This window comes from Bacteroides sp. 51 (assembly GCF_010500965.1).
In the GTDB taxonomy this organism is placed as follows: Bacteria; Bacteroidota; Bacteroidia; order Bacteroidales; family Bacteroidaceae; genus Bacteroides.
In genome coordinates, this window is record NZ_QVMI01000045.1 from 1 (window position 1) to 25,219 (window position 25,219).

Here is a 25,219-nt window from a genome sequence, read left to right on the forward strand (position 1 = left end):
ATCACTGTCGCTGTACATAAAATAAAATATTAGAATTATACAGCGCGAAACTAAGAAAAACAGAAATAAACATCAAGACGTCATTTTTGGACGCTTACAAAGGATAACTTGTGATTTCTCACAAGTTATTTACATACCGAAGCCTTCTTAACTTTAAGTGTAAACATCAAATAATTTTAGTTGGAACAAATATAAAAACAATATTTTAATATATTGTATACAATTGATATTTAACAATGAAACAATTCCGCGAGGGTGTGTCAAGTCTATTTTGTCACGTCATTGCGAGGGGTTACCCGAAGCAATCCAGCTCACAAAGCGTACAAACTGGATTGCTTCACTACGTTACCAATGACGAAGTGGATTTACTAATTATGACACATCCTCGCGGAATAATTATTTTATTAACCTCTATTGAAGCAACTCAGCCAATTTAGCTTGCAATTCTTCTCCATGTAAACCACGTGAGATGATTGTACCTTCACCGTCAATTAGCATCACATGAGGAATACTACGGATAGCATACAACTTCGCCCCCTCCGATTCCCAGAATTTCAGGTCGGACATTTGCGGCCAGGTCATATTCATTTGTTCAAGGCCTTTTTTCCAGGATTCAGCATCTCTATCTAAAGAAACACCTACAATCTCAAAGCCTTTATCTTTATACTTCGCATAAGCCTCAACTAGTTTAGGCATTTCACGACGGCAAGGTCCGCACCAACTTGCCCAGAAATCAACCAGAACTAATTTACCTTTACCGGCATAATCAGACAGTTTCACTGGATTACCTTCGGGATCATTCATTTCAAAGTCCGTAAACTTCTGCCCTACTGCTGTTGCTTTTGCAACTTCTACCAGATTATTCAAACGAACAACACGCTCGTCACCCTGATATTTAGCTGGAAGAGTAGATAAAATCTGACCCAGATCTTCGTACTCCATGTAGTAATTATAGGAATTCAGCAAGAAAAGACCTAAAGGCGAGGAGATATTAGTATTGATACCTTCTTTAATAACAGTCACCTGCTCGTTGTCCAACGCCTTCATCTCTTCCATCTTAGCTGCCCTCTCTTCTTCGGTCGCAGATGACAATTCTGCCGATAACGTTTTTTGTTTGTTATAAACAGCCATCAGTTTATCTTTAAATGCCTGATATGCATCATTAGCCGGAGTTCCGGAAACAACATCACCGCCTTCCGCTCTCACCATCTTAATATTAATGTTTCCATTTTCAAGGAAGAAATCCAGATATGATGGTTGCAAATCATCCTCACCCATATAGGTGATATAACGATTCACCGCAGAATCCTGTACACCGGTAAAAATAAACTTACCATCTGCAATAACTGTCGAATCCACCCGTACAAACTCTCTGTTTGCGCGCTCCATAATATATACTGTATCACCATCCATAGAACCTTCCATAGTTCCTGTGATCTTGTAACCCTTAGATGTACAAGAAGCCAGCCCAAAAGCAGCGACAGCCAACAGATAAGTAAACTTTTTCATATTTAATCCGTTTTAATTGAATAATAACAACGCAAAGATAGACTATTTTTTGAGGAAATATGTAACTTTGAACCCCAAATTTCAGAAGGTGGCTATGAGAGAAAACAACTATATTATCGAGGCAAACAACATATCAAAGTTTTTCGGAGACAAAACGGCTTTGGATGATATTACCTTAAAAGTAAAAAAGGGTGAGTTCATCACCTTACTTGGCCCATCGGGATGTGGAAAAACAACGTTGCTGCGTATTATTGCAGGGTTCCAAACGGCATCCAGAGGTGAGATAAAAATTGCGGGTAAAGAGGTTACCGAAATACCACCACATAAGCGCCCTGTAAATACTGTTTTCCAGAAATATGCACTTTTCCCCCATCTCAACGTCTATGAAAACATCGCATTTGGCCTGAAGCTGAAAAAGATGCCTAAGCAGATGATTGAGAAAAAGATGAAGGCAGCACTGAAAATGGTAGGGATGACCGACTATGAATACAGAGATGTAGATTCTCTTTCCGGCGGACAGCAACAGCGCGTAGCCATCGCCCGTGCCATCGTTAACGAACCCGAAGTATTGCTCCTCGATGAGCCATTGGCAGCCCTCGACCTGAAAATGAGAAAGGATATGCAGATGGAGTTGAAAGAAATGCATAAAAGTCTGGGGATCACATTTGTATATGTCACCCACGACCAGGAAGAAGCGCTAACGCTAAGCGACACCGTTGTAGTGATGAGCGAAGGACGTATTCAGCAAATCGGAATCCCAACGGATATATACAATGAGCCAATCAACTCGTTCGTAGCCGATTTCATTGGTGAAAGCAATATCCTTAACGGAACCATGATCAAAGATAAACTGGTACGTTTCTGCGGCACTGAATTTGAATGCGTGGATGAAGGGTTCGGCGAAAATGTTCCGGTAGATGTGGTTATTCGGCCGGAAGACTTATATATTTTTCCCATTTCAGATGCAGCACAACTTAGTGGTGTAGTGCAATCATCCATCTTCAAAGGGGTACATTATGAAATGACCGTGTTGTGCAATGGGTATGAATTCCTCGTTCAGGATTACCACCAGTTCCAGGTAGGTGAAGAAGTGGGATTAATCGTAAAACCGTTCGATATTCATATTATGAAGAAAGAGCGCACCTGCAACACCTTTGAAGGTAAACTATTAGACGAAAACCATATTGAATTCTTAGGAACGACATTCGAATGTAAACCTGTTACCGGAATTGATCCGGGTAGCGAAGTATGGGTAGAAGTTGATTTCAATAAAATTATCCTTCAAGATAATGAAGAAGATGGAGCACTAACTGGCGAAGTCAAATTCATTCTATACAAGGGTGATCACTATCATCTCACCGTTCTCTCCGACTGGGACGAAAATGTATATGTAGACACCAACGATGTGTGGGATGATGGAGACCGTGTAGGTATTACGATTCCTCCGGACAACATAGCGGTAAGGTACCGCAGCCAGGGTTCTATGCAGACACCTTAGCTTTAGCGACCAAGTTTTAATTTTCAATTTGATTAGGAAGTGAACAAGAAACTATCAGTCTTTTTATTTTCGCGTAAGAGTTGGGCACTCCCTTACGTTATATTTGCAGCCATATTCGTAGTTATCCCACTACTGCTGATCGTAGTTTATGCCTTCACAGATGAAAGTGGCAGACTTACGCTGAGCAATTTCGCCAAATTCTTCTCACACCCCGAAGCCATTAATACATTTGTGTACTCTATCGGGATAGCTATTATCACTACCGCTTTGTGTATCCTGTTAGGATATCCCGCCGCATGGATTTTAAGTAATAGTAAGCTAAACAAATCTTATACGATGGTTATGCTTTTCATTCTGCCTATGTGGGTAAATATCCTGGTACGTACACTGGCAACAGTTGCGCTGTTCGACTTTTTCGACCTGCCACTGGGCGAAGGGGCATTGATCTTCGGTATGGTTTACAACTTTATCCCCTTCATGATTTACCCCATCTACAATACACTGCAAAAGATGGATAAGAGTTATATTGAAGCAGCACAGGATTTAGGAGCCAACCCTGTACAGGTATTCTTCAAAACGGTATTGCCACTTTCCATGCCCGGAGTTATGAGCGGTATCATGATGGTATTTATGCCGACGATATCGACTTTTGCCATAGCCGAACTGTTAACCATGAACAATATTAAGTTGTTTGGTACCACCATTCAGGAAAACATCAATAACAGCATGTGGAATTATGGTGCAGCGCTATCACTCATCATGCTACTTCTCATAGCTGCGACCTCACTTTTCAGTACAGACGATAAAAACAATACTAACGAAGGAGGTGGACTATGGTAAAGAAAATACTGGCACAGGGATATTTGTGGCTATTGCTGCTTCTGCTCTACTCCCCTATTATTATCATCGTGATCTATTCCTTTACCGAAGCCAAAGTGTTGGGTAACTGGACAGGATTCTCGACCAAACTCTATACATCGTTGTTTCATACCGGAACGCATCACTCTTTAATGAATGCGCTGCTGAACACGATAAGTATAGCCTTAATAGCTGCCACAGCCTCAACATTATTGGGCAGCATTGCGGCTATTGGGATATTCAACCTGAAAGCACGTACCCAGAAAGCGATCGGGTTAGTGAATAGCATTCCTATTCTGAATGGCGATATCATCACAGGTATTTCCCTATTCCTATTATTCGTCTCGTTAGGTATATCTCAAGGATACACTACTGTTGTACTGGCACACATCACTTTCTGTACACCCTATGTTGTACTCAGTGTATTGCCTCGCCTGAAACAGATGAATCCTAATATTTACGAAGCAGCACTTGACCTGGGGGCAACTCCTATGCAAGCCTTGCGGAAAGTTATCATTCCGGAAATCCGTCCGGGAATGATCAGTGGGTTCATTCTTGCGGTAACATTATCTATCGACGATTTTGCGGTAACGATCTTTACTATCGGTAATGAAGGGCTTGAAACCTTATCGACCTACATTTACGCCGATGCACGTAAAGGGGGGCTTACCCCTGAACTTCGTCCGCTATCGACTATTATTTTCGTGACCGTATTGGCTCTGCTTATCATCATCAATAAGCGGGCCGAGAAACAAAGAGAAAGGCAGAACAAATGATAAAAAGAATACTCTATAGCCTAATGTTTGCTCTGCTCTTAAGCGGATGCTACAATTCTCAGGATGCCCGGGAACGTGTATTGAAGATATACAACTGGGCAGACTACATTGATGAGAGTGTATTAGAAGATTTTAAAGCTTATTATAAAGAAGAAACCGGCGAAGATATCCGGATCGTTTACCAGACATTCGATATCAATGAAATTATGCTCACCAAAATAGAGCGCGGGCATGAAGATTTTGATGTGGTTTGCCCATCTGAATACATCATTGAACGAATGCTGAAAAAGGATCTTTTACTTCCGATCGACACTACATTTGGTAACACGCCTAATTACATAAAAGATGTAGCGCCTTATATTCGGGAAGAGATAAACAAACTTAGCCAACCGGGAAGGAAAGCAAGCGATTATGCTGTTGCTTATATGTGGGGAACGGCAGGGATACTCTACAACACCAAGTATGTGCCCGAAGAGGATGCCGAAACATGGGCATGCCTGTGGGACGCGAAATATGCGGGCAAAATTCTGATGAAAGAAAGCTATCGTGATGCCTACGGAACAGCTATAATTTATGCTCATGCCAAGGAGCTGGAAGAAGGGAGCATCACCGTTGAGGATCTCATGAACGACTATTCCCCTCGCGCTATGGAAATAGCCGAAGAGTATCTCAAAGCTATGAAGCCTAATATAGCCGGATGGGAAGCCGACTTCGGAAAGGAAATGATGACTAAAAACAAGGCTTGGATCAATATGACCTGGAGTGGTGACGCTGTATGGGCTATTGAAGAGGCTGAAGCGGTAGGAGTTGAACTGGATTATGTAGTGCCGAAAGAAGGAAGCAACATTTGGTATGACGGGTGGGTAATACCCAAATATGCCCGCAACCGAAAAGCCGCCAGCTACTTTATCAACTATATGTGCCGCTCGGATATAGCACTGCGTAATATGGACGAGATAGGCTATGTTAGCGCCATTGCAACCCCCGAAATTCTGGAAGAGAAAATAGATGAAACACTGGATTACTATTCCGACCTAAGTTATTTGTTTGGTCCGGAAGCCGACAGTGTACAAGTAGATCGTATCCAGTATCCGGATAAGTCGGTAGTGGAGCGTTGTGCCATGATCCGTGATTTTGGCGACAAAACAGAAGAAGTACTTGCCATCTGGTCGCGCATAAAAGGTGATAACCTCGGTGTAGGAATCACCATACTCATCTTTGCATCGGTAGCCGTAATGAGTGGATGGATTATTTATAAACGGTACAAGAAATACAAAAGGCGGCAAGGTGCCTCTGCCAGATCTCGCGCACGTCGTAAAACACGATTAAGATAAATATTCTTTGTTTATGCATCTTATTATTAGTACCTTTGCGCCCGATTTCAAAATCGGGCTTTTTATTTAGAGCCTGTTTAAATTTTACTCGTTCTTTTATTTAGTGCTATTTTTAGGCTATTTGTTTTCTTTTTAAGGCGAAAATAGCGGGCTATTTGAGCCGCGAAAAGAGAAGAAACAGACAAAAAGAGTACTAAAGAAAAAACGAAAGCAACCTATAATAATTATTCTGTGGAAAATTAAAACAGACTCTTACAGAATTAACAAACAACAAATTTAAAAATGGAATGGATTAAAGACCTCTTATGGGGCAGCGGGATAGGGCATTCTATCCTGATCATATCCGTAGTTATTGCCGCGGGTATTCAGCTAGGAAAAATAAAGATTTTCGGCATTTCTTTAGGTGTAACATTAGTACTCTTTATGGGTATTCTTTTGGGCCACTTTGGTTTCCATGTCCATCCTGAACTTCTTCATTTCTTCAAAGAATTCGGATTAATTTTGTTTGTATTTTCAGTGGGTATGCAAGTTGGCCCAGGGTTCTTCTCTTCATTCAAAAAAGGAGGAATAACGCTGAATATGCTGGCATGTAGCATCGTATTTCTGGGCGTTGCAACAACGATTATAATACATTTTGTTACCGGGATACCGATGTCAACCATGGTAGGTATCATGTCGGGAGCCGTAACCAACACTCCCGGATTAGGAGCTGCCCAACAAGCATACAGCGATGTGCTTGGAACGGGAGATGAGACTATTGCACTGGGATACGCCGTAGCCTATCCGCTTGGGGTAGTAGGTATTATCCTATCTCTGCTTTTTGTTCGCTATGTATTCCGTATCAATTTAAGCAAAGAAACAGATAAACTCACAGAAGAAGCCAACAAGGAAAACCACGAGGCTGCTGCCATATCATTAGTAGTGAAAAATCCGGCAGTATTTGAACATACAATTGCAGAGATTTCGCGCCTTATGGAACCACGTGAATTTGTTATCTCACGCGTACAGTATAGTGATACACACAAAATTGACATAGCAGATGCTAATACCAGGTTGCATGAAAATGATAAGATTTTTGTGATCACTACAGCACTGGACGCAGAAGCAATCAGAACTTTCATTGGCGAAGAGATTGAAATGGATCGCAAGCAATGGATTCCAACAGAAAGTCAGTTGATCAGTCGCCGTATCGTTGTAACCAAGACTGAGCTGAACGGCAAACGTCTGGGAAGTCTACAGCTGCGCCGTTTGCATGGTGTGAATGTTACGCGCGTAAATCGTGCCGGAGTAGATCTTGTGGCCAATCCGGGATTGCCTATACAGATGGGAGATAGACTAACCGTAGTAGGTAGTGAAGTAGCCATTGCCAAAGTAACGGAACTGCTGGGCAACTCTATGAAACGCCTTAACGAACCAAACCTGGTTACTATTTTCCTGGGTATTGCATTAGGTATTGTACTGGGTAGTATTCCTTTCGTGTTCCCTGGTATTCCACAACCGGTAAAACTCGGCTTAGCTGGTGGTCCGCTGATTGTAGCTATCCTTATCAGTCGCTTCGGATATAAATATAAGCTGATTACTTATACCACACTTAGTGCAAACCTGATGCTCCGCGAAGTGGGTATTGCCTTGTTCCTTGCCTGTGTGGGATTAAGTGCAGGAGAAGGTTTTGTAGATACAATTGTAAACAAAGGTGGATATACATGGATCGGATATGGATTCCTTATCACCACCATCCCCTTGCTTATCGTAGGATGTATCGGCCGCTATTTCTGCAAGATCAATTATTTCACCCTGATGGGACTTATTGCAGGTAGCACAACAGACCCTCCTGCCCTGGCCTATGCCAACGCAACAGCAGGAAACGATTCGCCGGCAGTAGGTTATGCCACAGTGTATCCATTGACAATGTTCTTACGCGTGTTATCAGCACAATTACTGATATTGTTTTTCTACGCATAAAAACATATCTATACAATTTTAGAGGCTGTTTCATAAGTCAATTGAATATGAACGATTTACTCTCAAGCGCTTGAGTATCTTTTCTCAAGCGCTTGAGAAAAAATACTCAAACGCGCAAGAATAAAGAAGATAAAGGTTTGTTGTTTACAATGCCCCTATTCCCTTTTCACTTTCTTTCCTGCTCAGTTCTCTGTTTATATAGATCAGGTTTACATAAAAAAAAGATGCACCGGCTCTGGATAATTCCACATTCTTCGACATCGAGATACTTACCGTATTATCATCATCACTCCAATAATAATAATGCAGTTCTTCGTCAGAACCATCCTTCAGCTGACCATACTTCTTGGTCAAGTCATTCTTAATCTCGTTATATCTGTTAAATGCACTATTCTTGGCAGTGAAGTGCTGCGAGAACTCTACACAGAAAAGTTTGTTCGATACAAAATTAAATGTTGTAGTCTGGAACCCATATCCGGCAAATAACAAATCATATGCTTTTAATACTCCATTACCCTGTCGCTGTACTTTAAAGCCATAATCCTTGATACCCTCAGTCACTGTTTCCATGGTGGAACCAAATTTACAACCAAAAAACGAGTTTTGAACCTTGAAGTTGGTTTGTGAATAAACCAAAGATGAAATAAAAAGAAATGCGAATAACAAAATTGCTCTAGTTTTCATTGTTTTCTAAATTATTAATGTGTTTGCATGTTATTAGATTGCCATAAAAGGGTTTAAGCTATTACTTTTATGCCACTATACGATAATCCTAATCCGGTGCGAAGATATAATAATGAAAAGAAAAATACAAGAATATAACGAAAAAAGGGTATCCTAAGATACCCTTTGAAGCGGAAGCGGGGGGATTCGAACCCCCGGTACAGTTACCCGTACGTCAGTTTAGCAAACTGGTGGTTTCAGCCACTCACCCACACTTCCTTAAACCGCATTCTCCCTCGAATGCGGTGCAAATATAGAATGTTCTTTTGGACTACGCAAATCTTTCGAATACATTTTTTCAACCGAATCTTAACACAATTCACTAACCCGCTAGCAGTCAAAGAATAACGTTATAGAAAATTTAACACTACAACCGGATATCCATCTATATTATTGATCTAAATCAAACCTAATGACCGCCTTTTTGAATAACTTTGCACCCCGAAAAGTACAGATAAGAAAGTGACACAGAGAATCCAACAAGAAAGCATCCGGAAAAGGTTATTCAAACTGGCAGCCCCTATTTTCATAGAGACTCTTCTGATTATGCTGTTAGGAGCAATTGACGTGGTGATGCTTAGCAGGCATTCCGACACGAGTGTAGCCGCGGTTGGAGTCGTAAACCAAATCATCATGCTCACCTTTCTGGTTTTCGAGGTCATTAACCTCGGAACATCTGTCCTTTGTTCACAATACATCGGTGCTAAAATGGAGAAAAGAGTGGTACAGGTTGTAGGTGTATCGCTCATTGTCAATCTACTGGTTGGGGGCATTATCAGCGCATTTCTTTTCTTTATGAGCCGCGGCATACTCGAAGTCATGGGACTCGGCCCGGAACTTATGGCCGATGGTATAGATTATATGCGCATTGTAGGTGCCTTTGCCTTCTTTCAGGCCATATCCCTGACGCTTTCCGCATCATTGCGCAGTGCAAACAAGGCTATTTATCCCATGATGGTTACCGTAGTGGTAAACATCCTGAATATCATTGGCAACTATGCTCTGATTTTTGGTAAATTCGGCTGCCCCGAACTGGGTGTAGAAGGCGCGGCTATATCTACAGCATTCAGCCGCGGAGTAGCCATGATTATCCTTTTCATTATCTTATTCAAGAAACATATTCCGCGCTTTCCCCTGGCTTACTTCAGACCTTTCCCATTCGTTGAACTGAAAAATCTGCTGAAAGTCGGAATGCCCTCCGCCGGCGAGCAACTGTCTTATAGCTCCTCACAGGTAGTTATCACCTATTTCATCAACATGCTGGGCACGGAAGCTCTGGCAGCCCGAACCTACTGTGTCAACATTATTATGTTCTCCTACCTTTTTTGCATTGCCATTGCACAGGGAGGTGCCATCTGTATCGGGCATCTCATTGGGCAAAACAAACCGCATGCTGCTTTCCTTCTTGGCAAGTATGTTGCCAAAAAAGCAGTTCTTATAACCGTTTCACTATCTTGCATCCTGGCCATTTTCGGTACCAATATATTAGGATTACTGACCACCAACCCCGAAATCATTCAGATGGGGGCAATCATATTCATTATCGACATTATTCTCGAAATCGGCCGTCCAATCAATATCTTTGCAACCAACGCCCTGAGAGCTGCAGGCGATGTGAATTATCCGTTCTACGTAGGTTTAGTCGTGATGTGGAGTATTGCAGTGGGCTGTAGTTATCTCTTTGGCATACATTGGGGATGGGGACTGGCTGGAATGTGGGCGGCTTTTGCCCTGGATGAAAACATACGTGGCGCCATATTCATCCGCCGCTGGTATGGTATGAAATGGGTACAAAAGAGCTTTGTCAAATAGGCATGAGAAATCTAAAGACATTCCACATATTTATCCATAAATAGTTTCTATATTTGTGCCATAATTCGACCAACATAAACCCGTGCAATGGAGTGGTTATATAGTTTACTTATTGAACAATCGGCTCTGCAAGCCATCGTTGTCCTTTCGCTTATTTGCGCCATAGGGCTTGGATTAGGAAAAATCCATGTATTTGGAATATCATTAGGTGTTTCCTTCGTATTCTTCATTGGCATCCTTGCCGGCCACTTCGGTCTTGCTATCAACCCTTATGTACTGAACTATGCAGAAAGTTTCGGATTAGTTCTCTTTGTCTATGCACTCGGTCTGCAAGTGGGTCCCGGTTTCTTTAGTTCTTTCAATAAAGGAGGGCTTACATTGAATCTACTTGCCATTGCTGTTGTTCTGACAGGCACGGCTTTAACCATCATCGGCAGCTACGCCACCCAGGTTTCCCTTCCCGATATGGTTGGATTATTATGTGGTGCCACAACGAACACTCCGGCCCTGGGTGCTGCTCAACAAACCCTTCTACAAATGGGCGTAGATAATAATACTCCCGCCCTGGCTTGTGCTGTGGCCTATCCATTAGGGGTCCTTGGGGTTATTCTTGCTATTATTGTTATAAGAAAACTGCTTGTACGTCCCAAGGACCTGGAGTTAAAGAAGAAAGAAGAGATCAACAAACCATATATCGCAGCTTTCCAAGTCCACAACCCTGCTATATTCAACAAGAGCATACAAGAGATTGCCATCCTCAGTCGATGCAAATTCGTCATTTCCCGTATGTGGAGAGATGGCAATGTTTCTATCCCCACTTCGGAAAAAATAATCAGACAAGGAGATCGCCTATTGGTTATTACTTCCGAGAAAAACGTCCCCAACCTTACCATACTCTTTGGCGAGCACGAAACCACCGATTGGAACAATGAAGATATTGACTGGAATGCTATAGATAGCCAATTGGTATCCCGGAGAATCGTCATCACCCGCCCGGAATTGAATGGAAAGAAACTCGGTTCCTTACGTCTACGCAATATGTACGGCATCAATATCAGCCGCGTATTCCGTTCCGGAGTAGAGCTTCTGGCAACACCCCAATTGACTTTACAATTAGGTGACCGCTTAACCGTGATCGGCGAGAAAGCCGCGATTGAAAACGTGGAAAAAGTACTGGGAAACACTGTAAAAAGCCTGGAAGAGCCCAATCTTGTTGCCGTATTTATCGGTTTAATCCTCGGTCTGGCAGTAGGAGCCATTCCTCTTGCTATACCCGGCATCAGTACACCGGTTAAGCTGGGACTAGCCGGTGGACCTATCATTGTCGGCATTTTAATTGGTACTTTCGGCCCACGCCTGCATATGATTACCTATACTACTCAAAGCGCCAACCTGATGCTACGTGCCTTGGGATTGTCCATGTTCCTGGCATGTTTGGGTCTGAGAACCGGTGGAACCTTCTTTGAAACGGTATTCCGCCCCGAAGGTTTATTGTGGATTGGCCTTGGCTTTGGACTAACAATCATCCCTACCCTGATTATCGGTATTCTTGCTTTCAAAGTAATGAAAATAGATTTCGGTTCTGTTGCCGGAATGATTTGTGGAAGTATGGCCAACCCCATGGCTTTGAACTTCGCCAACGAAACAATACCCGGCGACAATCCATCTGTGGCTTATGCAACAGTTTATCCTTTTAGTATGTTTCTGCGTGTGATTCTGGCGCAAGTCATACTTATGTTTTTTCTCTGAATTTCTGGATGATATTTTTAGGAAACCATGTAATCCTAGCTAAAAAGAAAAGGACCACCCTATTTGGGCAGTCCTCTCAACAATATATTAGAATACAAACATTCTATTAATAGAACCAACGCACATAGCAGAAGTCCTGACGATGAGGGAGATCTGCATTTTTAGGGAACATACGATATGCAACCTTAAAACTACCCGCATTAGAAATGCTATGTTTTACCTGGAAAGTATACAGGTTTCCCTCTTTCTTAATCACACTGAATGGCTCAACAGAATATACATGTTGTTTACCTTCAGCATTCGTATATGTAGTCACCAATTCCATACCGATAGCATCGTTCAATCCTTTTTCGTCAATCACATAAGTAATGGTATACTCTTTTCCACTTTCGATAGAGCCATTAACCAATGCTTCAATCTTTTCAGAAGAAACAACCTCGATAGAATCCCATTTTGCAACTACATCTTCTTTCCATGCAGCAATTTCTTTCGCTTTAGCATTATCATTAATAGAAAGCAATTTGAAACGCTGTGATAATTTGGTATAGAACTTGCTATAATAATCATCCAGCTGACGCTTCATGGTATAGTGAGGAGCAATCTGAGCAATAGAGTTCTTCACAAACTTGATCCATCCTTCAGAGAATCCTTTCTTATTACGTGCATAATACAACGGCAGAATTTCAGTTTCCAGCAGACTGTAAATAGTAGCAGCATCCAACTGGTCCTGATGTTCCTGGTTTTGATAAGTACGTTTTTCTGTCAACGCCCATCCGGCATTTTCACGGTATCCTTCTAACCACCATCCGTCGAGTACAGAGAAGTTAAGTACACCATTCATCAATGCTTTCTCACCCGAGGTACCCGATGCTTCCAACGGACGAGTCGGAGTATTCAACCAGATATCTACACCACTAACCAAACGGCGAGCCAATTGCATATCGTAATTTTCAAGGAAAATAATCTTTCCAAGGAATTCCGGACGACGAGAGATTTCAATGATTCTCTTGATCAGACCTTGACCAGCACCATCGTGTGGGTGAGCCTTACCTGTAAACAGGAACTGCACCGGATAGTTAGGGTTATTTACGATTGCAGACAAACGATCCAAGTCTGTAAACAACAGATGAGCACGTTTGTATGTGGCAAAACGGCGGCCAAAACCGATCAACAATGCATTTGGATTGATCTTATCCATCAATGCCACAATACGTGAAGGGTCACCCTGGTTCTTCAACCATGACTCACGGAACTGCTTACGGATATAATCAACCAATTTATTTTTCATTGCCTGACGAGTCTTCCAGATTTCTTCATCAGCTACATCATAAATAGCTTTCCAGATCTGAGGATTAGACTGATCAAACATAAAGTTCTCACTAAAATGCTTATCATACAATTGTTTCCATTCTGTAGCGCTCCATGTTGGGAAGTGTACCCCATTGGTTACATAACCCACATGACTTTCTTCAGGGAAATAACCCTTCCAGATAGATGCAAACATTTCCTGGGATACTTTACCATGCAACCAGCTCACACCATTCACTTCCTGAGAAGTATTGCAAGCAAAAGTTGACATACAGAAACGTTCACTCTTATCTTCCGGATTTGTACGGCCCAAGCCCATCAAATCATCCCAGGTAATATTCATCTTCTGTGGATATCCACTCATATACTTACCGAACAATCCTTCATCAAAATAGTCATGTCCGGCAGGAACCGGAGTATGTACAGTATACAAAGAAGAAGCACGTACAAGTTCAACAGCCTGATCAAAAGTCATACCCGTTGCAACATAATCACAAATACGTTGTACATTGATCAACGCAGCGTGACCTTCATTACAGTGGTATACATCTTTTTTAATGCCTAAAGCTTGTAGAGTAAGGATACCACCGATACCCAACAATATTTCTTGTTTTAAACGGTTTTCCCAGTCGCCACCATAAAGTTGATGAGTAATCGGACGGTCAAATTCGCTATTCATCTCATTATCTGTATCTAGCAAATACAGAGAAATACGTCCAACATTTACTTTCCAGACATAAGCATATACGAAATAATCCATATAAGGCACCTTCACCATCAACTGCTGGCCATCTGCTCCCATCACCCGATCAATAGGCAACTGGCCAAAGTTCTGAGCTTCATAGTTAGCAATTTGTTGTCCGTCAATAGAAAGTGACTGTGTGAAGTATCCATAACGATACAGGAATCCAACAGCACACAAATCGACATTACTATCAGATGCTTCTTTCAAATAGTCGCCGGCTAATACGCCTAAACCACCTGAATATATTTTCAATACACTTGTTAATCCATATTCCATACTAAAGTATGCCACAGAAGGACGAGTTGCGTCGGGTTTCACATCCACATAATCCTTGAACTTGGCATATACCTCGTTCATTCTTTTCAAGATTACTTTATCCTTCGAAAGCGCTTCGAGCTTTTCATAGCTCATGCGTTCAAGAAGAAGCACTGGGTTATGGCCAGATTCTTTCCATAATTCAGGGTCCAGGTCTTTAAACAACTCAGTTGCTTCGTAGTTCCATGACCACCAAATATTACGCGATATTTCGGCCAGCTTTTCTAACTCCGCGGGAACTGTAGATTTTACTGTAACATCTTTCCAGTTCGGGGTATTCGCATTACTTACTTTAACCTTCATAACTAACTCAGTTTACTTAATAATTAATACCTAATTCATTGAGGCGCTTTTCTGCATTACGTAGCGCAATATCATAAGCCTCATAATAATATTCAATAAAGTGCTTCCACAATGCATGTTCGGATACCTCCGATGCACGTTTTCGCATTTTCTTCACATCTTCGTCCGTAGAAGCAGCATAAAAAGATATTGTATCTTTAATACCATCAGCTACTTCAAAATAATTATTATCCGTACGATGCAATACTTCCACACCATCGCGGATACCATGCTGGTGATTCAGGCTTTTCACCCATAATCCGAATCCAGCCAGATCTGTTGTTACTGTAGGTACCTTGAACGCTATACTTTCCAATGGAGTATATCCCCAGGGCTCGTAATAAGATGGATAAACGCTCAAATCCTGTCCAAGCAACAAATCATAATATTCTTTATTAAATATGCCATCTTTACCATCAAGGTAGCAAGGCACAAATATTACTTTCACTTTATCATCGGGCTGATTACTCATGCCCAGATAACGCATTTGATTCAAGACCTGATCATGTGCCGCATCATTCAACCAATGTGTCAGAAACGGCATTTCCAGTGGAGTTGTAAATTTGTCATTACACTTTATACGCACCTTCAGATCTTCACGTGCACTACCTACCCAAGCCGGAACATTTATAAATGCCAGTACATTCTTATTCAGGCTCTTATCCTTCCGCAAACGGTTCAATGATTCCAGAAAAACATCAATACCTTTATTCTTGAATTCGTAACGTCCACTGGTCCCTACGATTAACGTATCGTCTCCCCAGTTTGTTCCGAGCAGTTTATTTGCTACTTGCAGCATCGCCGTACGCGCCCTTTTACGTTTTCCAGTAAAAGCAGCTCCTTTAGGCACAAAATCATCCTCAAAACCATTCATCAGGATAACATCAGCCTTTTTATTTAGCAATTGCTCACACTCTTTATTCGTAATCTCGCTTACCGTAGTAAAACAATCAACATAGTGTGCTGTTTGTTTTTCTATAGAATGTTTAGACTGCATATTCAATTCAGCAGCCATTTGGTCGCCATTGTAGGAAAACAAGTAGTCATATAAAGGCTTACTGTTTCCAGCAATGGAACGTCCGATAGATGTAGCATGAGTAGTAAATATCGTAGCAATTTCGGGCACATTGATCTGAAGGTAAAGCGCTCCAAGCCCTGTCATCCATTCGTGAGCATGATAAACGACTTTATCACTACGGGTCAGGTTATACAAGTAGAAACTCTTCACCACTTTACCGGCAGCGTAAGAAAACATAGAAGCTTCATCGTAGTCGCCATAAGCGTGCAATGAATCCACCTGATAATGTTCCCATGCCTGAGAATATATTTTATTCTTAAGTTCAAAAAAGGATTGGAAATCAACAAGAAACACAATTGGGTTACCCGGAATATTCCAGCGACCTACTCTTACCGAAAGCCTTGATTTATTCAAGGCATGTTCTTTCCAGTCTGCATATAAATTATCTGATTCGATAAACAAAGGATTCTCTTTTCCCTTCCACAAATCCGGTCCGATAAAAAATAGCCTGTCGCGAAAACTTGTTTGTAAAGTATTTGCCCTCGTAGACAAAACTGTATATATACCTCCTACTTTATTACATACTTCCCAACTTGTCTCAAATATATAATCGGGAGTTAACCGCTCGTTAGTCATATAGTGTTTTAAAACTCTGTTTTTTTAAATGAACTGCAAAAATAGGGATTATTTATTGAAAAAGAACACTTTATATTGAAAATATACACTAAGCCTTACTAACAAACGTTTGCAAGCCCCATAAAAAAAGAGATCATCCGAAAGAGGACGATCTCTTTTTTGTTCAATATTATTCAATTAAGATAGTGCACTACCCATGAGGAATGTTGCTGCCAGTGATACAATTGCATAAAGTTCAGGGAATACGGAAACGATCAGTGTATTACCAAACACATTGTGTCCCTGACCAATAGCTACGATACCGTTAGCACAAATCTGTCCCTGACGATAAGCCGTTACCAAACAAACAAGTCCCATAGCCAAACCAGAACCAAAAATAGCAGCAGCCTGAATACCAGTCATTTCAGGTTTTAGCATATCAAAAATATTCTGAAACATAAAATAGCCTGCAAAACCATATAAACCCTGAGTACCAGGAAGTGCAGTCAATACCAGAAAGTTACCAAAAGCGCTGCTATTTTTCTTCAACGCACCTATCGCAGCATTACCGGCAATTGATACTCCAAAAGCACTACCAATACCCGACAAACCAATCATTAACGCGATGCCCAGATAGGCAATAAATAAATTCATGTCCATAATCTAATTATTTTTATTGTTTATATTATCGTTTAATTATTTACTAAAAGGTTTATATTCTTTTCCGCCACCTTCATAACCGGCATTCTTGAAAAACTCTACGAAAGTCAGACGCATAGGGTGAACAATAGCTCCCAATACATTCATAAAGATATTAATCGCATGGCCGATAACAAAGATCAACACAATTACAATAGGTCCTGCAATCACATTATCCGGGGCTAGTCCAAAGGCAAGGCTATTAAATACACTAGCCAAGATACCTCCCGAAAGTCCCAAAGCAAAGAGACGCACATACGAAAGGATATCTCCCAGCAGCCCGGTAGCCATATTATAGGTATTCCATAATCCCAATCCGATATTAACGAAAATATTCTTTCCCGGACTGTTATAAAGGAATATCATAGCAGCGGCAACTCCCATTACAATTTTATGCACAGTACCTCCCATTGGCATGATCGCCGGGAAGAATGAGGCAAAAAGAATGGAGAAGAATAAAATCACCCAACCCAGTGTTTCTATAGCATACTTGAATCCAAACTGTATGATCTGATTCGCTATCTTTAATAACATACCGAACAGGATCTGAATAACTCCAAGTATAAGAGAAAGTTGGAACATCTGGTTATTATCCAGTGAAACCATACTCTTCAATTTCTGCGCAATCGGCCAATCGAGTTCATACAGTGAGAATCCAAAGAAACCTCCTGTCAACAATCCGCAGATTATAGTAGAGAATGAAAGGATTTGCACCAATGATAGAATAGGCTTCATCTTTGGACCGATGTTCTTAGCAAACATCCGGTAACCCGTAACGAGTAATAATAAGAATACCCCGTAACCAACATCTCCTAAACAGAGTCCAAAAAAGATCATGAAGAAAGGAGCAAAGAATGGAGTAAGGTCCATTTCACCGTATTTAGGTAACATGTAGAGCTTGCAGATAGGTTCAAACCAGGCAAAAAGACCGTGATTCTTCAATAAAATAGGCACATCATCATCCGGTGTAGGATTAGCTATTTCATAATAAGCATGGTGCTTATCCAGATAAGCCGCTACCTCATTCTCTTTTGTCACTGGCACCCAGCCCTGCAAAAGCATTAATTTCTCACCGGCAGTTTGTTCTGTATTTAATAATACTTTAGAAAACTCAATATTGTGATGTAAGTCGGTTATTGCTGCTTTCAGTGAGGATGCATCTTTTGCTGCAAGAACAGACATCTCGTTTTTATTCTCTTCCAGTGCCTTCTCCGTAGCAGTAGTCAGTTCTTCAATTCCAGATAGAGAATGAGTTGGTAATTTCACATGTTCCACATCCAGATCCACATCTTCACCAACCTTAGTTATGGTGATAAAATGAACTTTAGATGCAATAGTAGAAATAATTACTGCATTATATTCATCCTCCCAGTCTTGGTTGTATAAGCGCTCCGGACAAACATAGAAACCAATATTCATTCCTGCATCATGGAGATCACGGATACTCTCAGGTTTAAAGTTACCCCAAGGACGTAAAGCATCCGAGTCTTTTGCATAACTTTGCAATTGCTGCATTAGTTTTGCTTTCTCATTCTGCAATTCTTCTACCTCCTTCAGAACCTCCATTCCTCTTTCAGGATTTCCTTCTGTCTGGATTACAGTTTGCTCACTCTTTGCATTAATCGCTTCGAACTGATTTAAAGTAGCAACCAACTGATTAGACAAACGAATATTCTCCTGTAATTCGGAATTATCCACTACGCCCTGCTGTTTTTCTGCTACATGAACCACGCCAAGATCACGTATATCTTTCAGAAAGTCGTTATACTCTCTGTGATAGACAAGGAATGTGAGTTTTTTCATTTTTGTAATCATACCTCTGCCTCCTTCCTCTTCTCTTGTTGCGACTTCAATATTTTCTGTGATGACTTGGAAAGGTTTTCCTCATCTTCCATAAAACGTTTAATCTTACGCAAAGCATCCTGATACCCCGGAATCTGAACTTTCTCAAACAAGTTCACCTTCTGGGTCGTTTTCTTTCGTGCATGTTCAAGCAAACTCAGTTTTGCCAAAGTGAACTCCCGTTCAATAGCAGTCTGCGCCAGTTGTTTCAGTACATGAATACCGTCGGCATACCATTTGGGAGCATTGAACAAACTGAATGGCCGAATATCAAAATCCACATTTTCCAGTATGGGTACACGTACACCTGCGATCTTTTTTATACCCAGATGCACATCCTTTACTTTTATCAATGTCGGATCAAATTCATTCCAAAGTGCGAACATGGCTTCATACGTCTGGATTTGCTTCTCCAGCCTCTCTTCCAGTTTCACAGCATCGGTTTTGCAGCGCTTCACTTCCATGCGTAGTGCACTCTCCTTATTTTTAATGATCGGAAGAGTACGCACCCGCACTTTCAACTGCTTTTCCAACTGTTGAAGAGAGGTTTTGTTATATTGAAATTTTATAGCCATATTTTAAATTTACTATTTAATTATTTACGATTTACGATTGGAATTACAATTAAAACTTTTTATTGATAAATAAAGTAATATCAATCGTAAATTGTAAATCGTCTAATTGTAAATAAATCTAGTCTTTCGGCCAGAATTCATCAACCAGTTCTTTCTTGATATTCACTTCTTCCGGACGGAAATACTTGCCTAACAAGCCCCATGCCACATCCAGCATTTCAGTTGTATCAAGATTTACATCAATCGCCAGCAATTGATTTGAATAATCTTTTGCGAAAGCCAATGTACGTTCGTCATAGTTGGTCAAGTCAAAACCATTCTCCATCTTGGTTTTGGCATTTGCAGCATCAGCATACAAGCGTACGGCAGCATTCATAACCTGTGGATGGTCTTTACGGGTTTTCTTTCCGGTAACTAACTGTTTCAAACGGGAAAGTGAACGGAATGGGTCAACAATAACTTTACCGATATCACTATCACGACGTAAGAACAGCTGTCCTTCAGTGATATATCCGGTGTTATCAGGTACCGCATGGGTAATATCACCACCCGAAAGTGTTGTTACAGCAATAATTGTGATCGACCCCCCACTTGGGAATTGCACTGCTTTCTCATAAATCTTTGCCAAATCCGAATAAATAGAACCCGGCATAGAATCTTTAGAAGGAATCTGGTCCATACGGTTAGACACAATAGCCAATGCATCGGCATAGGAAGTCATATCCGTTAACAGTACCAGTACCTTTTCGTTCTTTTCTACTGCGAAATACTCAGCAGAAGTCAATGCCATATCCGGAACCAGCAAACGTTCTACCGGAGGGTCTTCGGTTGTATTCATAAAACTCACAATACGGTCTAGTGCACCTGCATTGGAGAATACATTCTTAAAGTATAAATAGTCGTCATTTGTCATACCCATACCTCCAAGAATGATCTTATCGGTTTGAGCACGCAAAGCCACGTTTGCCATTACCTGATTATAAGGTTGGTCAGGATCGGCAAAGAATGGAATTTTCTGTCCCGATACCAATGTATTATTCAGGTCAATACCTGCAATACCAGTCGCAATCAGCTCGGACGGTTGTTTACGACGCACCGGGTTCACTGAAGGACCACCAATTTCGACTTCTGTTCCTTCAATTGCAGGACCACCATCAATAGGATCACCAAATGCGTTGAAGAAACGTCCGGCAAGTTGTTCGCTCACCTTAATTGTTGGTGCTTTGCCTAAAAATACGACTTCTGCATTCGTAGGAATCCCTCCGGTACCTTCAAAGATCTGAAGCGTAATGTCATCACCGGCAATTTTTACTACCTGCGCCAGTTTACCGTCTACTGTCGCCAACTCATCATACCCTACCCCTGTTGCCTTGAGTGAACAGGTAGCTTTCGTTATCTGAGTGATCTTGGTATATATCTTTTGAAATGCTTTTGTTGCCATCTTATTAATTTACGATTTAACAATTTACAATTTAACGATTGGAATTACTCATTATTTTATAATTCACAATGTTCAATTCTTAACGCTTCTCTCAGCAACCAAGTCTGCCAACTCTTTCTTAAACCCTTCATAGGCTTCCGAATTGAACTTCGAATAGTTCATTTGTTTGCAAACGTTGATCATCTTCTTGAAGTAGTCCATTACTTCATTGAAGTTATCAAACTCAAATTCTGTATGGCAAATATCAATGATCATATTGAGTATCGCTTCCTGACGTTCCATTGGGGTAACAGAATCAATTTCATCGAATGCATCTTGTTGCAGGATTACGAAGTCAATCAATTCTGATTTCCAGAATGTTACGTGATATTCCACTGGTACACCATCATCACCCAAGATGTTAATCTGCTCGGCAATTTCCTTACCACGTTGTAAACGGGTTTTGATTTCATTTACCTTGCCTAACCATTCATCATTGATGGCTCCTGAGATATATTTCTCAAATTCAGGATATTCAATGTATTTAGAATATGAATCAATCGGATTCACCGCAGGATAACGTTTCTTATCTGCACGCTCTTGTTCCAAAGCATAGAAACAACGAGCTACTTTTTTTGTATTTTCTGTTACCGGTTCTTTCAGGTTACCCCCAGCCGGAGATACTGTACCAATAAAGGTAATTGAACCTGTTTCATCATTATTCAGGATTACATATCCGGCACGACCATAGAAGTTTGAAATAATAGACGACAAGTCCATTGGGAACGCATCTGGTCCGGGAAGCTCTTCCAAACGATTAGACATTTCACGCAATGCCTGTGCCCAACGTGAGGTTGAGTCCGCCATCAACAATACCTTTAATCCCATTGCACGGTAATATTCGGCAATCGTCATAGCTGTATATACAGAAGCCTCACGAGCTGCCACCGGCATGTTTGATGTGTTCGCAATAATAATGGTACGCTCCATCAATTTACGTCCGGTATGTGGGTCAATCAGTTCCGGGAATTCCGTAAAGATTTCCACAACCTCATTCGCACGTTCACCACAAGCTGCAATAATTACGATATCCGCTTCCGCTTGTTTAGAGATAGCATGCTGTAGTACAGTTTTACCTGTACCAAACGGACCTGGAATAAATCCGGTACCACCTTCAACGATAGGATTCAACGTATCAATTACACGAACTCCTGTTTCCAGCAATTTAAATGGGCGTGGTTTTTCTTTATAATTAGGCATGGCCACTTTTACCGGCCATTTCTGTACCATATCTACTTTTACTTCATTGCCATTCTCATCTGTTAAAACAGCAACTGTATCATAAATACTGTATTCACCTTCACCTACGATAGATTTGATCTTACATACACCTTCCTGAGTAAAAGGCACCATGATTTTAAGAGGCTGAAAATTCTCATCGACCTGTCCCAACCATGCGGATGCTTTCACTTCATCACCAACCTTTACTAAAGGTTTGAAGTGCCATTTCTTATCCTTGTCTAATGGAAAAGTATAGTCCCCACGTTTCAGGAATACCCCATCCATTTTATCCAGGTCATTTTGCAAACCATCGTAATTCTTTGATAGCATACCTGGTCCCAACGTTACCTCAAGCATGTGCCCTACAAATTCTGCTTCGGCACCGACTTTCAAACCACGCGTACTTTCGAACACCTGGACATATACGTTCTGACCTACTACCTTAATAACCTCAGCCATCAGCCTGTCACCGCCAGTAGAGATATAACATATCTCATTCTGCGATACCGGCCCATCAACAGTGAGGGTTACCAAATTGGAAATAATTCCATTTACCGTTCCTTTTGTCGCCATATAATTATTAGATTTTATTTACTTAAATTCAGCCGGGATACTCACATCGTCTTTCAACGAGTCTATGAATTCTCTGAATAACTCTCTTCCTCTTTCTTTGTCTAGTGACAGCCAACGTTCGATCATCTCTATTTTAAGCAGGAAAGCAAATATGCGCTCTATGGAGAAATAATTAAAGAATGTCTCATCTTCAATCCAATTCCATTTCAACACATCTGTTTTCTTTTCCCGCTCCAAAAGCTCGTCTATCTCACTGATCTTCACTAATTGATCAAAGTAATCCACTTCTCCCGTTAAGCCGAAATCACGGGCACCTGATGTGCGCAAAGCTTCCGTAACTTCTGTATCACCTACCACACTTTGAGCAATATCTACCTTATACTTACGTGCAGCTAATGCAGCAAATACATTATTCAGGGTTAAATTAAACTCAAACCATGAGGAAATAAACTTATTTTTATTATTCATTCCATACGCGTAATACAAAGCTGCCAGATCATTTTCCAATAATCTGAAATCATCATCTATCGCAGAGTCATTATAGTAGTTAGTAATGAATGTTATCAGATAAGAAGGAAAATCTTTAGAACTCACCACTCCACCTTCTTTTATTGAAGTAATGTATTCCATTAGCTCTTCTGCAGAGAAGTTCCCCCGGGTATCAATTACCGCATCTTTATTCTTCAAAAGCTTCAATACATTCGCATTATCAAACTTCAGATAAAACAGGTCGATCAACCCTTTATCTGCTTTTGATAAATTCGGATATATCTCTTCTTTAAAATCGGCTACTGTATAGCTCAGTTTACTGTCCTCAAGAGTGAGGTCGGGCAAACCAGCTATTAAGTAATAGTAATTACTCATAGTTCTTGGATTTATCATCAAAAGCAATAGGTATCAAAATAACAATTACTTTTGATGCATATATATTTTTAGAATAGCATTTCAACAAGTTGGGGACGCAGGAATTCTTTGAAATAGTTCATAAATTCTTCTTCGCCAAAATTCACTTTATATGAACCATCTTCGGGAGAAACAGTAAATAATGCTTTTTGACCATTCACTTGCTCAATCTTCACACCTTTATCAAGTAAGGCTTTAGCATTTGCTGTGAAATATTTCTTAAGTGCATCAGCATCTGCTGTCGAAATAACAATCGGCTCGTCAACACTCCATTTTGAAGCCAACGCAACAATAAACTCATTCAGGAAATCTTTGTTTGCTGCAAACTCTTTTACTGGTTCTGTTACAATCTTATCGGTTACAATATTCGTAATCTCTGATTTTAATGCATTTACAGCCTGGCCAGCAAACAATTTTAATTCTGATTTGGTATTTTCTGCCAATTCATCTGCCGATTTACGAGAGGTTGCCAGAATAGAGTCCGCTTCTTTTTTTGCATTCTCAATAATCTTCTTTGCTTCTTCCTGAGCTTTTTCGACAAGTCTTTTAGATTCTTCATTACCTTTTTCTACCCCTTCACGGTAGATCTTATCTGTAAGCTCTTGAATTTTATTTTCCATATAACGGGACTTTTTAGAAGTTTATATAAATAGTTTTTTTACTCTCTCGTATAATTTTTACCAAAAATACAAAAAACCATCTTATAACAAAGAAAAACATTGCGCAAAACTGAATTCTTTAGGAAAGTTTCATGGAAAAAGACAAATGGTTGACAAGACAACCAAAAAAGATTAAAATCGTAAGAAAATAAACTACGAAAATAACAATTAAGGAAACCTGTTCAGTTCCGTATAAACAAAAAAAGCCTCGTTATCTTTCCTTATCGGATCAATAACGAGGCTTCACTAAAACGGCAACTACCTACTCTCCCACTGTTACGCAGTACCATCGGCGTGANNNCTCCCACTGTTACGCAGTACCATCGGCGTGACAAGGCTTAACTTCTCTGTTCGGAATGGGAAGAGGTGGAACCCTTGTGCTATAGTCACCTAAATTTCAGTTGACAGTTGACAGTTTATAGTTGACAGTTAAAACTCAATATCAACGAACTAAACAGCATCAAACATGTCAAAAACATGGTGATACAAAAACCAAATCTATTCTTGTATGCTTTGTGCTACTTACTATGATTATAGCGTGTAGTTAAGCAAATTATTCTTAGTAGAACTAAAAGTATATAACAACCCTCAATAAAAGAAAGTCAACGGGCAATTAGTAAGGCTCGGCTATGATATTACTACCTGTACACCTGCCTCCTATCAACGTTGTAGTCTACAACGACCCTAAGAAATCTAATCTTGT

Annotated in this window: 18 protein-coding genes, 1 tRNA gene and 2 rRNA genes; 7 read left to right on the plus strand and 14 right to left on the minus strand. The window is 40.7% G+C overall.

Annotation, left to right across the window (positions count from 1 at the left end):
- Positions 1 to 411: 411 nt before the first annotated feature.
- Positions 412 to 1,509, minus strand: coding sequence for a TlpA disulfide reductase family protein (locus tag D0T87_RS21800; RefSeq protein ID WP_163178087.1), 1,098 nt, complete (start codon positions 1,507 to 1,509; stop codon positions 412 to 414).
- A gap of 94 nt (positions 1,510 to 1,603) precedes the next feature.
- Here D0T87_RS21800 and potA point away from each other — a divergent pair, with 94 nt between their 5' ends.
- From potA to D0T87_RS21825, 5 genes are all read left to right on the plus strand, one after another.
- Positions 1,604 to 3,007 (plus strand): polyamine ABC transporter ATP-binding protein, encoded by a 1,404-nt coding sequence (potA, locus tag D0T87_RS21805; RefSeq protein ID WP_163178090.1) that lies wholly within the window; start codon positions 1,604 to 1,606, stop codon positions 3,005 to 3,007.
- A gap of 39 nt (positions 3,008 to 3,046) precedes the next feature.
- Positions 3,047 to 3,847 carry an ABC transporter permease gene (locus D0T87_RS21810; RefSeq protein WP_163178092.1) on the plus strand — a complete coding sequence of 267 codons (801 nt, stop codon included), beginning with the start codon at positions 3,047 to 3,049 and terminating at the stop codon, positions 3,845 to 3,847.
- Positions 3,841 to 4,641: an ABC transporter permease gene (locus D0T87_RS21815; RefSeq protein WP_163178094.1), complete on the plus strand. Its 801-nt coding sequence runs from the start codon at positions 3,841 to 3,843 to the stop codon at positions 4,639 to 4,641. Before D0T87_RS21810 ends, D0T87_RS21815 begins: the two co-directional genes overlap by 7 nt.
- Positions 4,638 to 5,975: an ABC transporter substrate-binding protein gene (locus D0T87_RS21820; RefSeq protein WP_203558759.1), complete on the plus strand. Its 1,338-nt coding sequence runs from the start codon at positions 4,638 to 4,640 to the stop codon at positions 5,973 to 5,975. Before D0T87_RS21815 ends, D0T87_RS21820 begins: the two co-directional genes overlap by 4 nt.
- A 282-nt stretch (positions 5,976 to 6,257) precedes the next feature.
- Entirely contained in the window at positions 6,258 to 7,937 is a 1,680-nt protein-coding gene (locus D0T87_RS21825; RefSeq protein WP_163178096.1) for a putative transporter, read from the plus strand.
- A gap of 144 nt (positions 7,938 to 8,081) precedes the next feature.
- Here the strand turns inward: D0T87_RS21825 and D0T87_RS21830 are convergent, their stop codons facing one another.
- Positions 8,082 to 8,507: a hypothetical protein gene (locus tag D0T87_RS21830; protein WP_163178098.1), complete on the minus strand. Its 426-nt coding sequence runs from the start codon at positions 8,505 to 8,507 to the stop codon at positions 8,082 to 8,084.
- Positions 8,508 to 8,792: 285 nt separating this feature from the next.
- Positions 8,793 to 8,879, minus strand: a tRNA-Ser gene (locus D0T87_RS21835).
- A gap of 243 nt (positions 8,880 to 9,122) precedes the next feature.
- On the opposite strand from D0T87_RS21835, the gene D0T87_RS21840 reads away from it, so the two are divergent.
- Together D0T87_RS21840 and D0T87_RS21845 are read left to right on the plus strand one after the other, a co-directional pair.
- Positions 9,123 to 10,472 (plus strand): MATE family efflux transporter, encoded by a 1,350-nt coding sequence (locus D0T87_RS21840; RefSeq protein WP_163178100.1) that lies wholly within the window; start codon positions 9,123 to 9,125, stop codon positions 10,470 to 10,472.
- An 87-nt stretch (positions 10,473 to 10,559) separates the two neighbouring features.
- Positions 10,560 to 12,221, plus strand: coding sequence for a putative transporter (locus D0T87_RS21845; RefSeq protein ID WP_163178102.1), 1,662 nt, complete (start codon positions 10,560 to 10,562; stop codon positions 12,219 to 12,221).
- A 106-nt stretch (positions 12,222 to 12,327) separates the two neighbouring features.
- On the opposite strand, the gene D0T87_RS21850 is transcribed toward D0T87_RS21845, so the two are convergent.
- The 11 genes from D0T87_RS21850 to D0T87_RS21900 form a co-directional block, all read right to left on the minus strand.
- Positions 12,328 to 14,892 (minus strand): glycosyltransferase family 1 protein, encoded by a 2,565-nt coding sequence (locus D0T87_RS21850; protein WP_163178104.1) that lies wholly within the window; start codon positions 14,890 to 14,892, stop codon positions 12,328 to 12,330.
- A gap of 16 nt (positions 14,893 to 14,908) precedes the next feature.
- Positions 14,909 to 16,585 carry a glycogen/starch synthase gene (locus tag D0T87_RS21855; RefSeq protein ID WP_163178107.1) on the minus strand — a complete coding sequence of 559 codons (1,677 nt, stop codon included), beginning with the start codon at positions 16,583 to 16,585 and terminating at the stop codon, positions 14,909 to 14,911.
- Between the two features lie 177 nt (positions 16,586 to 16,762).
- Positions 16,763 to 17,224 (minus strand): V-type ATP synthase subunit K, encoded by a 462-nt coding sequence (locus D0T87_RS21860; RefSeq protein ID WP_163178109.1) that lies wholly within the window; start codon positions 17,222 to 17,224, stop codon positions 16,763 to 16,765.
- A 36-nt stretch (positions 17,225 to 17,260) separates the two neighbouring features.
- Positions 17,261 to 19,078: a V-type ATP synthase subunit I gene (locus D0T87_RS21865; protein ID WP_163178111.1), complete on the minus strand. Its 1,818-nt coding sequence runs from the start codon at positions 19,076 to 19,078 to the stop codon at positions 17,261 to 17,263.
- A complete protein-coding gene (locus D0T87_RS21870; protein WP_163178113.1) occupies positions 19,075 to 19,680 on the minus strand; it encodes a V-type ATP synthase subunit D in 606 nt (201 codons plus the stop codon). The genes D0T87_RS21865 and D0T87_RS21870 overlap by 4 nt, the downstream gene beginning before the upstream one ends.
- Before the next feature lie 118 nt (positions 19,681 to 19,798).
- The gene (locus D0T87_RS21875; RefSeq protein WP_163178115.1) at positions 19,799 to 21,121 is read right to left on the minus strand and encodes a V-type ATP synthase subunit B; all 1,323 of its coding nucleotides are present in this window, start codon (positions 21,119 to 21,121) and stop codon (positions 19,799 to 19,801) included.
- 72 nt (positions 21,122 to 21,193) lie between these two features.
- Complete coding sequence (locus D0T87_RS21880; protein WP_163178117.1) at positions 21,194 to 22,954, minus strand: V-type ATP synthase subunit A; 1,761 nt, start codon at positions 22,952 to 22,954, stop codon at positions 21,194 to 21,196.
- Between the two features lie 18 nt (positions 22,955 to 22,972).
- Positions 22,973 to 23,818, minus strand: a complete 846-nt coding sequence (locus tag D0T87_RS21885; protein ID WP_163178119.1) for a DUF2764 family protein — start codon at positions 23,816 to 23,818, stop codon at positions 22,973 to 22,975.
- 68 nt (positions 23,819 to 23,886) lie between these two features.
- A complete protein-coding gene (locus D0T87_RS21890) occupies positions 23,887 to 24,477 on the minus strand; it encodes a hypothetical protein (protein ID WP_163178121.1) in 591 nt (196 codons plus the stop codon).
- 288 nt (positions 24,478 to 24,765) lie between these two features.
- A 5S ribosomal RNA gene (rrf, locus tag D0T87_RS21895) occupies positions 24,766 to 24,910 on the minus strand.
- A 199-nt stretch (positions 24,911 to 25,109) separates the two neighbouring features.
- Positions 25,110 to 25,219, minus strand: a 23S ribosomal RNA gene (locus D0T87_RS21900); the annotation flags it as partial.